This is a genomic window from Sphingobacterium suaedae, from assembly GCF_042684625.1.
GTDB classification, from domain to species: domain Bacteria; phylum Bacteroidota; class Bacteroidia; order Sphingobacteriales; family Sphingobacteriaceae; genus Sphingobacterium; species Sphingobacterium suaedae.
Genome location: NZ_JBHULR010000021.1, coordinates 194,712 through 209,344, shown reverse-complemented (window position 1 = coordinate 209,344; position 14,633 = coordinate 194,712). Strand labels below are relative to the sequence as shown.

Sequence of the window (14,633 nt, the reverse complement as noted above, 5' to 3'; positions counted from 1 at the left end):
AGGTTGGTGGTAGTCGCATACGCGTTGGGCAATGCGGTCGATTTTGGTTCTGTCAGCATATATCCGCAAGACGGGCAGGTTCATATTGTCCTGATGCCTTTTTTTGAACAAATTCCTGACTTAAACCCCCTATATAGGGTATCGCGATACGCTGGCAGATGTGTGCTCGGACTCAGTTTATTTAGGATGTTTTTAAGAAGGTGTAAAAAATACACTATAATTCCTTTAAATTGAGAGAATACTGTTACATTTATCGAATGGAACATATAGAAGCCGTCCTGTTTGATTTAGATGGAACGCTCATTGACTCGGAGCATTTTTACTATAGCAATTGGAAACCTTTGCTCGCTATGCATTTCGGACTAGAAATAAATTTTGACGATTGGATCCGCTATTTTGCTGGACACACCTTGGTGCGGAATGTCCAGTTTCTAAAGGAGCATTGGGGGATTGATACGACGGAAGAATTTATGTGGAAGGAAACGCGGGCGGCCTATGCAAAGGCTGATATGACCAAGATTGCGCTTATGCCTTATGCCAGGGAAATTTTAGACGCATTGCAACAAGCGGGCAAGCGTATGGCATTGGTGACCTCCAGTTACCAAACGACGGTAGACACCGTATTGGGTCATCATGGTCTCTTGCCGTATTTTGAATTTTTTGTTACCCGGGAGAATGTGGAGTATGCAAAACCTAACCCTGAACCTTACTTACAAGCTGTGGCTCTTCTTGGGGTAGCCAACGAACACGTGGTGGCTATTGAAGATACGTCAACCGGGCTGAAAGCTGCACAAGACGCTGGGATTACCTGTATCGCGGTTTCCAGACAGGCTGTGGAGCGACCGAAGCTGGAAAAAGCTTCCCACCTCGTGGAAAACTTGTTGGAGGTTTCGCAGATCTTGCTGTCTTCACACCCGTCGTAATTGTTCGATTTTTATAGTTAATTTAGAAGCTTTAATACCAAAGATATATGAATAGAAGATTGGCCATCAAGCAATTGTTTGTTTTGGCGGGAGGGATGATGATCGCTACCTCTTGCTCGACAAAGAGCAATTCCGCGTCTATCGCATTGAACAATGTCGCATTCACCGCCTCGGACGAAGCATTGCTCGCCAATTTGGTGGATGCAATCATTCCCAAGACGGACAGTCCGGGGGCAAAAGAACTTCATATACACCTGTTCGTGATGAAGATGGTTGATGACTGCCATAGCCCCGAAGATCAAAAATTGTTCATTAAGGGATTAGAAGACGCGTCGCCGTTGGCCGAGAAGCCCGCGGATGCGGTCATTTCGTATTTGAATACGCTGGAAAAAGAGGATGTATTTCTGAAGATTTTAAAACAACGTACGGTACAAGGCTATCTAAATTCGGAATATGTCATGAAGAATAAACTAAAGTATGAATTGATCCCTGGTCGATATGATGGGGCAGTAAAAGTGAATGCGTAAGACATGGCAAATATAAATATAGATTCGCAGAAAGACAGAACGTATGACGCCATCGTCATCGGTTCGGGCATCAGCGGTGGTTGGTCGGCGAAAGAACTAGCCGAGCGTGGGTTGAAAACCTTGGTGCTGGAGCGCGGGAGAGATGTGCAGCACGTGAAAGACTATCCCACCACAAATATGTATCCTTGGGAATTTGAACACCGGGGAGAAATGCCGTATAAAGTGCAACAAGAAAATCCGATTGTTAATCGTTGTTACGCTTTTCATGAGGATGCCGCACACTTTTTTGTTAAGGACAATGAGCATCCTTATATACAGGACAAACCATTTGATTGGATCCGCGGATATCAGGTAGGTGGTAAATCTTTGTTGTGGGCACGGCAGACACAACGCTGGTCTGATTTCGACTTCGAGGGGCCGGCACGAGATGGGTTTGCAGTGGATTGGCCGATACGCTATGCGGACTTAAAACCATGGTATGATTACGTAGAGCGTTTCGCCGGTATATCTGGAAATCGGGATGGTTTACCCGAATTACCAGACGGAGAGTTTTTGCCCGCTTATCCGTTGAATGTGGTGGAGAAATATTTCAAGCAGAAAATGGAAGCTAAATATCCGGCGCGCAAAGTGATATCTGCCCGGTGCGCGCATATTTCCAAACCGCAACCGATACACATCGAACAAGGCAGGACACAATGCCAAAATCGGACGTTGTGTCAACGAGGCTGTCCATTTGGTGGTTACTTTAGTTCGAATGCTTCGACCTTGCCTTGGGCAGCCAAGACCGGAAATATGACCTTGCGACCCGACTCGGTTGTTCATTCTATACTCTATGATGAAACCAAGAAGCGCGCTGTTGGCGTAAAGGTTATCGATAGGAATACGAAGGAAGAAATGGATTTTTATGCCAAACTGATCTTTGTAAATGCAGCGGCTATTAATACCAACCTAATTCTTCTCAATTCGCGGTCGGGCAGGTTCCCGAACGGATTGGGTAACGATAGCGAAACATTAGGCAAGTACGTCGCTTTTCACAATTATAGCGCCCGTATCTATGCGGAATATGATGGTCTTCTCGATTTTAAGACAGCGGGTCGAAACCCTGCAGGGGGAGGATATATTCCTCGATTTAGAAACCTGCATAAACAAGAGATGGATTTTTTACGAGGATATGCAGCCGGATTCGGCGCATGGCGCTCCTCGAACACAGACCGCTCCGGTTTTGGGAAAGAGTTGAAAAACAATTTGTTAAACCCCACACTCGGGAATTGGGGAGTAGGATCGCATATGATGGGTGAAACGATTCCGAAGGCCTCGAGTTATGTCGCCCTGGATGCACAGAAAAAAGACGCTTGGGATGTGCCCTTGTTAAAAATTAACATGGACTACGACGATAACGATGAAAAAATGAAGAAGGATTATCTGGATACGATGGAGGAGATGTTTGTAGAAGCTGGTTTTACAAATATTCGTCGGGACGATCGATGGCAAGCTCCCGGGCTGGATATCCATGAAATGGGAGGCGTGCGCATGGGAACAGATCCAAAAACATCGATGCTGAATAAATGGAACCAAATGCACGCCGTGCCGAATGTTTTTGTGACGGACGGTGCAGCCATGACATCCACCTCTACGCAAAACCCTTCGCTTACCTATATGGCATTTTCCGCACGTTCGGTTGATTATGCGGTAAGCGAAATGAAAAAGGGAAATATCTAGACGCAGTTTAATGATCTCGTAAACATGCTCGGTTGTAAAGACCGGGCATTTTTTTTTCTTTTTAGCAAAAAAAATTTTTTGGGTTATCTTCCCCATAAATCCGTTTCCATATAACCTTTATTATTTCTTGGTTTTCCATGCACGCCGTCGGTGCTAATATCGTTTTAGCAATGTAGCTAAAAGGTTTAAAATCAGATGTGAAATTGCTGCAAGGCTTTGTTGTTTCAGACTAAATGTGTTAATTCGTGTTAACGTTTACGGATTATAAACCGGCTTTTGTAACTCCTTTTTTGACGAAGAACGGGGAATTATGATTGTCCATTTGGAAAAACGTGCTAGCTAAACTACAACTTAACAAACTTTAAACTTATGTGGAATTCTGACAAACTTAAAAAAAGTGGAAGCAGGCTTTGGATTATTCCGCTCGCCCTTCTCGCAACGAGCTATGGTCAACTCCATGCACGCCCTGATCTGACGAAAGAGAAGATGTACGGCGTGCCAGCTCAGCAAACTGTCAACGGAACCGTCAAAGATGCCAATACCGGGCAACCCATCGTGGGCGCGACGATTACCGTAAAAGGGATGACAACCGCGTCGCAAACAAATGATAAAGGAATGTTTTCCATTGAAGCAAGCTCGGGTCAGGTCCTAACGGCAAGTTTTCTGGGGTACAAAACAGCAGAGTTAACGGTCGGTTCGGGTACGGTAAACTTCTCCCTGCAATCCGATGAATCTGCGTTGGAAGAAGTGGTGGTCGTTGGATACGGAACACAACGGAAAAGCGAAGTTACATCTGCTGTGGCTTCTGTAAAGGAAAAGGATTTCAACCGCGGCGGTATGCGAAGTCCTTTGGAGTTGGTTCAGGGGAAAGTTGCCGGTTTAAATATTACCAGACAGCACGGAAGCAATCCGAATTCGGGCACAAGTATACAGCTTAGAGGAATGAGCTCTGTGAATGGCGCTTTAAGTCCGTTAGTGGTCATCGACGGTATTCCAGGCGGTAACTTGGACCTTGTTAAACAAGGTGATATAGAATCCATAGATGTCTTAAAGGATGGTTCAGCTGCCGCAATATATGGCACTAGAGGGAATAACGGCGTAATTTTAGTGACCACAAAAAAGGGACGTAAAAATGTCGACCCCCAGTTTGAGTATTTTACCTACGGCCAGCGGGAATTCGTCGCAAAAAGGCCCAATATGTTAAGTGCTAGTCAATTTCGCGACTATATCGCGCAAGGGGAGATAGACGAAAAGGAGGACCTCGGGGCATCAACAGATCTTTTCGATGAATTAATCGACAAGAATAATTTCTCGCATTTTCATAATTTCGCGGCCACAGGTGGAGGTGAAAAATCCAGTTATCGCGTATCACTCAATTATGAAGACGCGAATGGCGTCGCCGTACAGAACGGTCGGGATCAGTTTGGTGGGCGTATCAGTGCCTCACAAACAGGTCTTCAGGATCGGCTAACCTTTGATGTGAATATAGCTGCCAACTTCAATAAAGCGAATTTACTGGGTGGGAAATCGGATGACAATGGAAATGTTCCGGATTTCGAGCAAGCTGTGCAACGAAATCCTACTGCTCCGCTGTACAATCCCGATGGGACATTTTACCAAACGCAGGCTTACAACAATTATAATCCATTAAGCCGCTATGCTTATCGGATAGATGAACGCGAGCAACAGACGTTTTCGGGAGATGCTCGAGTGAAATTGCAACTTATAGACCAATTGAGCTGGACCGCATTTGGTTCCTATGTTCGGGACAATTTCAATGATAGGAATTACCGCTCAACATTGGACTGGGATCAAAGACTTAACTCGAACTACCAAGGGATGGGATACGCCTCCAAGAGCAATGAATTGTCATGGACAAAGACTTTTGAAACAATGTTTGATTATAACCAGACATTCAACGAGGAACATAATGTGACAGGTTTATTGGGTTATAGTTATCAATATGGCACGTTGGAGCGATTCAATGTGAATAATAACGGTTTTACAACAGATGGCTTTTTAGACTGGAATTTGGGTTCGGGAACCGCGATTACGAATGACAAATTGCCCCGCCCGGGCATGGGATCGTTTAAGGAGGATAACACCTTAATCGCTTTTTTCGGTCGTGTCAATTACAACTATAAGCGTAAATACTTTGTAAGTGCGATTTATAGACGAGAAGGTTCTTCTCGTTTTGGCGCTAACTATAAATGGGGTAATTTCCCGGCGATCTCGGCAGGATGGACGATCACCGAAGAAAGTTTCTTAGCGGATAATCCAGCAATTAGCAATTTAAAAGTGAGGTTGGGGTACGGGGTGACCGGGAACCAGGACATTGGAAACTATCAATCCCTTATCACCCTGGGTACTGGGGGAGTATATCCACAAAATGGTGTTTATTACCAAACGTATGGACCCAATAAAAATCCAAATCCGAATCTACGATGGGAGCAAAAACAGGAATGGAACTTAGGGGTTGATTTTGGCTTCTTGAATAATCGCATAACTGGCGCGTTGGATGTGTACAGTCGCAATACCGTAGATCTTTTATTCAATTTTAGAGCACAAATGCCATCGTATCTACCAGGCGGTATTTTTACAAATGTGGGATCGATAAGTAACAAGGGTATTGAGCTTCAGGTGTCGGCGTTGGCCATGCAACGAAATGATTTCTCTTGGAGCATCGATTTTACCGGAAATTATCAGAAGTATCGTCTAACAAAGCTATCGAACGAAATCTACAAAAATGATTGGTTGGAGTACGGAGGATTACCGTCTCCCGGAAACTTGGGTAGTGCAATCCGTCTGGAGGAGGGAGGCGAAGTAGGCGCATTTTATGGCAAACGCTTTGCTGGTTTTACAGACGAAGGAAAATGGTTATTTTATAAAGCGGATGGTTCTACCGCTTTGGCGCGAGAAATTAATAACGACGATTTAACCTACATCGGAAATGGCGTACCAAAATTCCAGGCCTCGTTTGGCAATCGTTTTTCCTATAAAGGTTTTGATCTCACCGTATTTTTCCGTGGTAAGTTCAAGTTCGATATATTAAATACGCCACAACTGTATTTTGCAAATAAAAAATGGTTGCCAAATAACGTATTAGAAGAGGCTTTTACGAAGCATGGGCAATTGAACGACGATCCGCAATATTCAGACTATTACTTGGAAAATGGAAGCTTTGTTAAACTGGATAATATTACGCTTGGCTACAATATAAAAATGAAAACAAGCTATGTCCGTAACTTGTATGTATATGCCACAGGGCGAAATATTGCGACGTTTACTGGATACTCCGGTCTTGATCCTGAAATTAAAGATACAGGTTTTGACGCGGGAATTGACTGGCGGGGATTCTATCCGCGTACCAAATCATGGTCGATCGGTTTAAATGTTGGTTTTTAAATTTTATGAAAAATGAGACAGATGAAAATAAATGTATTGGGTGGAATTAACCTGCTCATTGGAGGGATGTTAATTTCGAGTTGTACTAATCTGGATGAAACGTTGTATAGTTCGTTAAATAAAGACAATTTCTATAATAATAAATTGGAGGTGAATCAAGCGGCGTTACGACCGTTTACACATATGCAGGCGTGGTTGGCTCCTACTGGCCAAAATGGCTACTATTATCATTCCGAACTCAGTGCCGACCAATTGGCCTGGCCACAAAAAGGAAGGCATGGCTATGATGGAGGAGACCATTTTAGAATGCATTATCATACCTGGACAGATAATGAAAACAGGATGCGCATCGGATGGGAATTGTTATGGGGTGGACTTGCGTATGTGAACGCAGCGATTTCGGATATTGAGGAGCTCGACTTAGCCAGAGTGGGAATGACAGAAGACGAGCGAGCAACGATGGTGGCGCAACTGAAGGTTCTTCGGGGCTATCATTATATGAAGATCATGGACATGTGGGGGAATGTTCCTTTAGTGACAAAAGTCGGAGACCCGTTGAATCCAGAGACACGTCCCCGTTCCGAAGTGTTTGCTTTTGCCGAACAAGAAATCAAGGCGAATGTCGATCTATTACCGGCAACGAGCGCGGAGAATATCGGCCAGGTTTCACGAGCAGCGGGTTATGCCATGTTGGCAGAGCTCTATTTGAACGCGGAGAAGTGGTCCGGAAATGAACGGTGGGACGATTGTATAGCGGCCTGCGACAAGATCATTTCGGGGCAGGCAGGGGGAATTGGCGGCACACCGAAGCTCGCTCAAGATATCAATACGTTATTTGCTAACGACAATAGTGCGAATCCAGAATCCCTCTTTCAATTTCAATACAGCCGAAAAGCTGGATTTACGTTTGATTGGGGAGGATTCTTTATGGGATACGATAATATTAAAGAGGTATTGAAAGTTGGTTACGGCGGTTGGAATGCTTTTGTGGTAATCCCTTCGGCGTTTGATGCCTATGCAGAAAACGATCTCCGAAAGAAAGATTGGTTTCTTTTTGGGCCGCAGTACAAGTATGGTACAAACCAACAGGTGTTGGGAACCGAAGAATGGAATGGAAAACCATTTGCATACGTTAACTCCATCCGCCGGGAAAGTGAAGGAGATGTGACGTCGGAAGGCTCCATGGCGGAGGGAGAAGAAAACTCGGGAGCGCGGTTCCATAAGTATAAGTCGGGTACGCTAGACAATCCGAATTATCAGGAAAACGACTATATTATCTATCGGTTGACGGAGATCTATTTCAATAAAGCGGAGGCCATCATGCGTAAAAATGGGGGTACAGCAGATGCCGAAGCGGTGGAGCTGATCAACACATGCCGGAAGCGCGCATTTTCTAATGCGGATTGGGCATCCGCACAATATACGGCCGCTACGCTAACGCTGGATGAGCTTTTGGCTGAGCGCGGGCGGGAGTTTATTTTTGAAGGGAAAAGGCGGACGGATCTGATCCGGTTCGGCAAATTCACGACGGCTGCGTGGTGGGACCACGAACCTTCGAATGACGCGAATAAAGAGTTATTTGCTATACCGCAAACGCAGATTGCGATCAACCCGAATCTAAAACAAAACCCGGGTTATTGAGCATACTGAAGTTATGGTGAAATCTTGGATTGACCATACGGATCTCGCTATTGAGCCGCCATTAGGATGATCTAGGATTCCTTAAAAAAGCATAAAGGGCTTGTGATTTGTCATGCACAGGCCCTTTTTATTTGTCGTCTCCCTGCCCCATTGTCCGCGACGCTTTTGTTACGCTTCTTTTAGCAGATCCCTCTTTATTAGTAGTTATTTACTACTACAGCCCTTTCGGTACTAATTCTTTCTTTAAGCTGTTTTTTAACCGTTATTTCTATGCTAATATCGTTTTAGCGAGCTTGCTAAAAGGTTTAAAATGAACAAGAAAGTTCGGAAAAGTTTTTTTTGTTCGAAACTAAATGTGTTAATTCGTGTTAACGTTATACTGATTTAAGCCTGTCACGCCCTGTTTCACATCCTGTGAAGCGCGTGCTGATCGACAAGAAAATCGGTACATCGTACGGCTAAACTATATTTTACAAACATTAAATTTATGTGGAACATTGACAAACTAAAGCTATCCAAGGGGAAACTCTATGCGTTCTCATTGGCCATCCTGGCGACTAGCTATGGTCAAACTTATGCCAACATCAACTCAACTAATTTAACGTCTTCGACAGATCTTTCGCAACAACAAACCGTTTCCGGACGCGTCACCGACGCGAAAACAGGCGACCCTATAGCTGGGGCGACCGTCAGCGTACGGGGCACGACCACGGCCACGCAGACCGATGAAAGTGGCGCGTACAGCATACAGGCTAGTGCGGGACAAATGTTGGTCTGTACCTTCGTCGGATACAAGCCCATTGAGTTGCCCGTAGGTACAGCAAATGTAGATTTCCCGTTAGAACCCGACGGAGAATCATTGGATGAGGTCGTGGTCGTTGGATACGGTACAATGCGTAAATCGGATGTAACCGGTTCCATTTCCATGGTAAAGGGACAGGATATGATCAAGAACCAAAGTTTCAGCGCGCTGGAAAATTTACGCGGTAAGGCGGCGGGGGTGAACATCTATTCCAATTCCAGTCAGCCCGGCGCGTATGCAAATCGTGTGGTCATCCGCGGACAGGCGACAATCAATTCATCTTCCAATCCGCTTTACGTGGTAGATGGTGTGGTCATGGAGAATTTCCATCTGTTGAACCCGAATGATATCGAGCGGATTGAGGTCTTAAAAGACGCATCATCAGCTGCTATCTATGGAGCGCGTGGAGCGAATGGTGTTATTCTCGTGACGACAAAGCGCGGAAATAAAGACGGTACCAAATCGATCAGTTATCAAGGCTCCGTGACGTCTAATTCGGTGCAACGGTATATGGATCTCTTGAACGCTCAAGAGTGGGTCGACGCTTTTATGATTGGCCTGGAGAATGAGAATAAGTGGCAAGGGAAGTCTTGGTCCTTGGATAAAAAGTCTTGGTTCAATGATCCAAATTATTTTGATAGTAACGGTAACCCGATTTACGATACCGATTGGCAACGAGAGGCAACTCGTCACTCGATTTCCCAAAATCATCAGATTAACATCCAGCAGGGCGATGAGAAATCTTCCGTCGGTGCTTTTTTGAATTACTCGGATCAGCAGGGGATCGTGCGGAATACCGACAATAAGCGGATCAACGGTAAATTGGCGTATGATGCTAAACCAAAAGATTGGCTTTCAACAGCCGTGAACTTAACCGTCAACCATACTTGGGGAAGATTTACACCAGAAGATGGAGGTGGACAGGAAGCGCGCCGTACCATGATCGAGATGCTGCCTTGGCTGCCGGTTTACGAACCCGATGGTACGTACACAAACTCATCTTCATCGACGTTACCGTTGGGATTCGAAGGTATGTCTAATCCTGTATCTATCCTGGATTTACAAAAACGTATGCGCTATAACACCCAGATCTTTGGTAATGCGGCCTTTACTTTTCACTTGATGGACGGTTTGGATTTAAAAACGCAAATCGGGGTTGACAAACAGCGTAAAGATTATAAAGGGTATTCTTCCATTACATTGAACAATATTTCCATGCCAAATGGCTGGGCGGAGATAGAAAGCGAAGATGTGCTGTATTGGCAGGAAGAGACCTACCTGACCTATAATAAGACGTTCGATAAGCATCGTATTAATGCCATGGCCGGTCTATCCTGGCAAGGGCGTACGATGAATTTTAATGGTTCGCGTACAGAAGGGTTTACTAATGATTTCTTCGACTGGAACGACATGGGCGTGGGCAGTATCCCACAAGCCCCTGAATCGGCTTACGACAAATGGGCAATGAATTCCTATTTCATGCGTGCAGCTTATTCGTATGATGATCGTTATTCGGCAACAGTGACCGGTAGGTACGATGGTTCTTCGAAATTCGGAGCCAACAATAAGTTTGCTTTTTTCCCGTCTTTGGGATTGGCTTGGAACATTTCCAATGAGGAGTTCTTGAAGAGCAATCCGTTGATCAGCAACTTAAAGTTACATAGCAGTTTCGGTTTAACCGGAAATTCGGAAATCGATCCCTACGGCTCTTTGGCGATGGTCGAATCAGGTACCATCTTACTAAATGGCTCGCGCTCTGGTTATTCGTTTATCAATACGATGCCTAACCCGAATCTGAAATGGGAGCGTACAGCAACGTACGACGTCGGTTTGGAGTTAGGTTTGTTTGCCAACCGGTTGAATTTTGATGTGTCTTATTACAACCGGACAACGAAAGACTTACTGTTAGCCAGACCGCTACCTGGATCGACGGGTTTCTTGACTGTGATGGAAAATGTAGGATCGGTACGAAACCAAGGAATAGACCTCATGATTAACGGTACGCCTGTACAACGTGAAGATTTCTCTTGGAACGCTACGTTTAATATGAACTACAATAAAAACAAGGTCCTTCAATTAGGAGAAAACGATGAGGATATTTTGATGAATAATTGGGTCGGCGGACCCAACAGTATTATCCGCGTCGGTGAAAACTTAAATAGTTTCTACGGCTACCAACGTAATGGGATATATACTGTTGAGGATTTTGAACGTGGAGAAATAGAGGAGAGCAAAATTGGTAGGCCGAGACGTTCGGCTACGCAGCAGATTCTTGGGAAGGGCGTTCCAGATTTTACCGGGAGCTTTATCAATACATGGAATTACAAGAATTTTGATTTGACCTTGGATCTGCAGTTTGTGTACGGTGTAGAAACCATGCAGCAGTTTTTCCACTCGACCTACGATCGTTTTGGGATTACCAATGGCTTGAAGGAAATCTTGACAGATGCGTATAACGGGTCTAATCCGAATACACAGCAACAGGCTATTTATTTGACAAACGGAGGGCATGCCGGTCAAGACACCAATGTGGATTCCTCTTGGGTGGTTGACGGCTCTTACCTGCGGTTTAACTTGATTCAGTTTGGTTACAGTTTTGATGCTGCAGTAGCGAAAAGACTGGGCGTATCGGCGTTACGTATTTATGCGAATGCAAGTAATCCCTGGGTGATTACCTCGAAGGATTTCAAAGGGTACGATCCAGAAAGTACATCACAGGGGCCAAATAATGAATTTGGGCAGAACATTACGTTTTTCTCTTATCCTAGAGCAAAAATGTTCACGTTTGGCTTAAATCTAACATTGTAAATTATTAATGAAATTCAAGATGAAAATAAGAAATATTGTTTGGAGCTTATTATGTGGAGGTGTCCTTGGATTCAGTTCATGTGAAAGCTTTCTAGAGGAGACTCCGTTATCGGATCTGAACAGAAATATATATTATGAGAATGAAGCGCAAGCCATTGAGAATATCAATTCGATGTATCGGAGAGGAGCTCCCGTGCGTTATGGCGTAGCTCCCAGTGCCTACATTGGGCCGACAGCTTCTATCAATACCATGCTGACCGGATATTTTACAAATAGCTACGAGGGGCAGGAACTTATTACCCAATATGCCCGATTGCTAACGCGTCAACAGAACACACGTATTGTATCCAATACGATGAATACAATTTGGAATGAGTCCTATCAAGCGATCAATATTGCAAATGGCGCTATAAAGTATATCCCGACCATTGATATGGATGAAGAAAGAAGGGCCGTATTGGTAGCCGAAGCAAAGTTCTTCCGCGCATTCAACTACTTTTATTTGGTGAAGACATTTGGTCCACTTCCGCTGAGCACTGAGCCATATGAAAATTTGGAAAATCTATATTTGGAACGGCAAGGTATAAATGAGGTATACGCACTTATCGAAGCGGATTTACAAGAAGCTGTTGACGTATTGCCCGCCACGGCTTTTTTGGATAATGGTCGGAGAATTACGAAGTTCGTTGCTGCCATGGCGTTAGCCAACGTGTACCTACAGCAAGAAAAATATGAGCAGGCCGCGACTTATGCAAAAATAGTGACCAACTCGCCCCATAGTTTAACGACGAATACGGACCTAGCTGAAAACAGTGCGTATAATAAACTGCGTACCCAGGACAATCTTCCCGAAACTATCTATTCGTATGAATTTGACGAAACAATAAGCAACAGTAGCTGGTGGCCGACTTATGCATTTAGTTCTACCGCAACCTCGGTATTCGATACGTATTCTATTTTCGAACGTATTTATGGGCCGACAGATCGCTTCTTGAATGTCTATACGCCGAATGACCTCCGAATTAAACCAAATCAATTCTATCACTGGGAATATACCAATCCTGACAACGGCAAAACGTGGACTTCCACAACAGCTGGTGTATGGTACTTTTACGATGAGACGGCACTGTTATCCACTGGTCGGGGGACAAAAGACTGGAACATCTATCGTTATGCAGAAGCGCTCTTGATTGCTGCGGAAGCCCTTGTAAAATCTACTGGTTCGGTGAATGCGGAGGCAGCAGGCTATCTGGCGCAAATCAAAGCGCGCGCAGACGTGACCGGGAAGAGCATCGCTTCGTACACGACAGAACTGCAGGCATTATCGGCACAGAAGTTTGTCGAAGAGTGTTGGACGGAACGGTTACGCGAACTGCCATTGGAGTTTAAAATGTGGGATGATTGTTTGCGCACAAAGAAGTTTCCAGTGATCTCTGCTACCCAAAAGGGTGTAGTAACCTATCAAAATCTGGTAGGGGCTTCGAACGCTTCGGGAGCTGTATTTAAGCAAACTGATTTGGTGTGGCCGATATCGATGGACGAACTGCAACGCAATACTAAGCTAACACAAAACGAAGGGTATTAATTTTTGCTTTCTGAAGCAAACGGGGAGGGGTCAGGCGATTCCTCCCCGTTTTTTTTGAAAGGTGTCTCCGCCTATGACGCAAAAAAGCCTGGCTGTAAAGTAGATCAGCCAGGCTTGTAGGTATGATACGGGTATGTTTGTTTATACCTCTACGGATACTTCCATTTTAAAGTCGTCGTCCTTTAAATGTACGATTTCCATGGCTTTTTCATAGTTGGTCGACTTTTTAGAGAAGAAGTCGTGCTGTGTGGTCTCCGTGTTTAGGCCATTTAATACGATTGGATTGACTTGTTTTACTTCGAAAATAGGATCGAATCCTAAATTCATCAGCGCCTTGTTTCCGTTGTAACGTACATATTCCTTCACTTCAGCCGTTAAGCCTACCACGGTGTACAGCTCTTCCGTGTATTTGAGCTCGTTTTCATACAATTCGTTCAGCAGATTCAAGAAACGTGCTTTCACTTCTTCTTTGTTTGATAAGCGGCTAAAAACCTCTTGAGCGATCAAGCCGACGAATACCCCGTGAATGGATTCATCCGCTACAATTTTTTTGATAATATCAGCTGACGCGACCATCTGTCCCTGTCCGCATAACCATAGCGGCAGGAAGAAACCGGAATAGAATAGGAAGGACTCCAAAAGTACCGAAGCAGCTAACGCCATAAACAGCTCTTCGTCGGTAACATTTTCTTTGTCAATAGCCCGGTAATATTTGTCAATCGTGCTGGCTTTGTATTGTAGAAATTTATTTTCTTTTACCCAGCCGAATACGTCGTTGATCTCATTGGTTGTGGATACCGTCGTAAAAATGGTGGAATAGGATTTGGCGTGGATCGCTTCCATCATACACATGTAGGATAAAACAGCCTTATTTTGAAGCGAACCGATATGATCGATGATTTTCGGCATGCCCGTGTGGCTCTGTAGCGTGTCCAACAGGGTTAGTCCGCCCAGCGCTTTCTTATAACATTCCTTCATATCCCAGCTGAGACCTTTCCAGCTGTCGATATCTTTGGAGGGAATATATTCGGTATCGATCCAAAATTGCTTAATATTTTGTTCCCAGAACATCAATACGTAATCGTTGTCTGGTGTATTCCAGTTTACGGCGGTAAATTGTTTCATGTTAAATCGTCTTGAGAGTGGAGACACGAAATCGGAAACGGTCTATCACAGGATAAACAGGTTTCCGATTTCTCGTCTGCTATGTGTTTAATTTTTTT

At 44.5% G+C, this 14,633-nt stretch carries 8 protein-coding genes; 7 read left to right on the top strand and 1 reads right to left on the bottom strand.

Features of this window, described 5'->3' with window-relative positions; all coding sequences use genetic code 11:
* Positions 1-257 precede the first annotated feature (257 nt).
* The 7 genes from ACFSR5_RS20195 to ACFSR5_RS20165 all read left to right on the top strand — a co-directional run bounded on the left by ACFSR5_RS20195 (position 258) and on the right by ACFSR5_RS20165 (position 13,410).
* Entirely contained in the window at positions 258-923 is a 666-nt protein-coding gene (locus tag ACFSR5_RS20195; protein ID WP_380906376.1) for an HAD family hydrolase, read from the top strand.
* 47 nt (positions 924-970) lie between these two features.
* Positions 971-1,450, top strand: coding sequence for a gluconate 2-dehydrogenase subunit 3 family protein (locus tag ACFSR5_RS20190; RefSeq protein WP_380906374.1), 480 nt, complete (start codon positions 971-973; stop codon positions 1,448-1,450).
* A gap of 3 nt (positions 1,451-1,453) precedes the next feature.
* A complete protein-coding gene (locus ACFSR5_RS20185; protein ID WP_380906373.1) occupies positions 1,454-3,169 on the top strand; it encodes a GMC oxidoreductase in 1,716 nt (571 codons plus the stop codon).
* Positions 3,170-3,538: 369 nt separating this feature from the next.
* A complete protein-coding gene (locus ACFSR5_RS20180; protein ID WP_380906371.1) occupies positions 3,539-6,574 on the top strand; it encodes a SusC/RagA family TonB-linked outer membrane protein in 3,036 nt (1,011 codons plus the stop codon).
* Positions 6,575-6,595: 21 nt separating this feature from the next.
* A complete protein-coding gene (locus ACFSR5_RS20175; protein WP_380906370.1) occupies positions 6,596-8,215 on the top strand; it encodes a RagB/SusD family nutrient uptake outer membrane protein in 1,620 nt (539 codons plus the stop codon).
* Positions 8,216-8,702: 487 nt separating this feature from the next.
* Positions 8,703-11,825 (top strand): SusC/RagA family TonB-linked outer membrane protein, encoded by a 3,123-nt coding sequence (locus ACFSR5_RS20170; protein ID WP_380906368.1) that lies wholly within the window; start codon positions 8,703-8,705, stop codon positions 11,823-11,825.
* Between the two features lie 19 nt (positions 11,826-11,844).
* A complete protein-coding gene (locus ACFSR5_RS20165; protein ID WP_380906366.1) occupies positions 11,845-13,410 on the top strand; it encodes a RagB/SusD family nutrient uptake outer membrane protein in 1,566 nt (521 codons plus the stop codon).
* A 141-nt stretch (positions 13,411-13,551) separates the two neighbouring features.
* On the opposite strand, the gene nrdF is transcribed toward ACFSR5_RS20165, so the two are convergent.
* Positions 13,552-14,535 (bottom strand): class 1b ribonucleoside-diphosphate reductase subunit beta, encoded by a 984-nt coding sequence (gene nrdF / locus ACFSR5_RS20160; protein ID WP_380906365.1) that lies wholly within the window; start codon positions 14,533-14,535, stop codon positions 13,552-13,554.
* Positions 14,536-14,633: the final 98 nt, after the last annotated feature.

What these genes read in the sequence shown, in the direction of transcription:
- ACFSR5_RS20175 (WP_380906370.1), top strand. Translation starts at nt 6,596, where the DNA reads ATGAAAATAAATGTATTGGGTGGAATTAACCTGCTCATTGGAGGGATG.
- ACFSR5_RS20190 (WP_380906374.1), top strand. Translation starts at nt 971, where the DNA reads ATGAATAGAAGATTGGCCATCAAGCAATTGTTTGTTTTGGCGGGAGGG.
- ACFSR5_RS20165 (WP_380906366.1), top strand. Translation starts at nt 11,845, where the DNA reads ATGAAAATAAGAAATATTGTTTGGAGCTTATTATGTGGAGGTGTCCTT.
- ACFSR5_RS20180 (WP_380906371.1), top strand. Translation starts at nt 3,539, where the DNA reads ATGTGGAATTCTGACAAACTTAAAAAAAGTGGAAGCAGGCTTTGGATT.
- ACFSR5_RS20170 (WP_380906368.1), top strand. Translation starts at nt 8,703, where the DNA reads ATGTGGAACATTGACAAACTAAAGCTATCCAAGGGGAAACTCTATGCG.
- ACFSR5_RS20185 (WP_380906373.1), top strand. Translation starts at nt 1,454, where the DNA reads ATGGCAAATATAAATATAGATTCGCAGAAAGACAGAACGTATGACGCC.
- ACFSR5_RS20195 (WP_380906376.1), top strand. Translation starts at nt 258, where the DNA reads ATGGAACATATAGAAGCCGTCCTGTTTGATTTAGATGGAACGCTCATT.
- nrdF (WP_380906365.1), bottom strand. Translation starts at nt 14,535, where the DNA reads ATGAAACAATTTACCGCCGTAAACTGGAATACACCAGACAACGATTAC.